The sequence below is a fragment of the Paenibacillus terrae genome (assembly GCF_005217525.1).
Taxonomy (GTDB): domain Bacteria; phylum Bacillota; class Bacilli; order Paenibacillales; family Paenibacillaceae; genus Paenibacillus; species Paenibacillus terrae_C.
Window position 1 is genome coordinate 32,809 of record NZ_PNXQ01000005.1, and the last position, 937, is coordinate 33,745.

The following is a 937-nucleotide window of genomic DNA, read 5'->3' on the forward strand; positions in this document are numbered from 1 at the left end:
GAATGTCCAAACCGACGGATTACTCTGCCCGATTCGTAGCCTTCAAATTCCGCAGCTTGGACCAGCTTCCCTGGCAGTATCGTTTGTTCTTCATAGCCTGCAAGATAATTATTCCAGTAAGAAGCGGCTTCCTCGACAGGACGGGATTCAAGCCATTCGATATAGTCGCTGTACAGAGGAGCGTCTTGTAATCGAGGCTGTCTCTCATTTCGAATTGCTTCATACAATTCAAACAATTCTTGGGCGACAAGCGGTACGCACCAGCCGTCCATAAGGATATGATGAAAGCTCCAAACCAGACGGTATGAGCGTTGCCCTGTACGTAAAACAGATAACCTCATTAGCACATCCTGTTGGAGATTAAATCCTTTGGCCTTGTCTTGATCGGCATAGGCTGTCAGCCACTGTTCCCGCTCTGATTCTCGGATACCCCTAACATCTTCTGTGCGAAAATCAATGCGTGAATCCTGGTATACCACTTGAAGTGGGGTATCTTTCCAGCCAGTATAAAATCCAGTTCGCAATATAGCGTGTCTGTGTGTTAATTGATCCAAGGCTTGGACAAAAGCCGCTTCATTCAAGACACCTTCCATATCAAATGTAGTCTGTTCAAAATAGGCGGCAGACTGAGGATCCAGCAGACTGTGGAACAACATTCCTTTTTGTACAGGCGTTAATGGGTAAATATTCTCTATTGCTCTGTCCTGTCCCATATGCAATATGATCTGTTCCATTTCTGGAATGCTTATCCCTTTGCATAAAATATCGCTTGGGGTCAGCTCCATCTGTTTTTTGGACATACAGTGGTTAATGATTTCGCGCAAGGAGCATTGGAGTTTCTCAGCCAGGTGTTCCACCGTTTTTTGACGGTACTGCTTTCGATTGTAGCTGATAGCAAGATTCAGACATCCGTCTGTAATCATACCGTGGAACTCCA

1 protein-coding gene is annotated in these 937 nt (G+C 45.4%); it reads right to left on the bottom strand.

The window, feature by feature from the left end; all coding sequences use genetic code 11:
- On the bottom strand, window positions 1-937 hold a 937-nt coding region (locus tag C1I60_RS24680), incomplete at both ends, for a condensation domain-containing protein (RefSeq protein WP_252361599.1).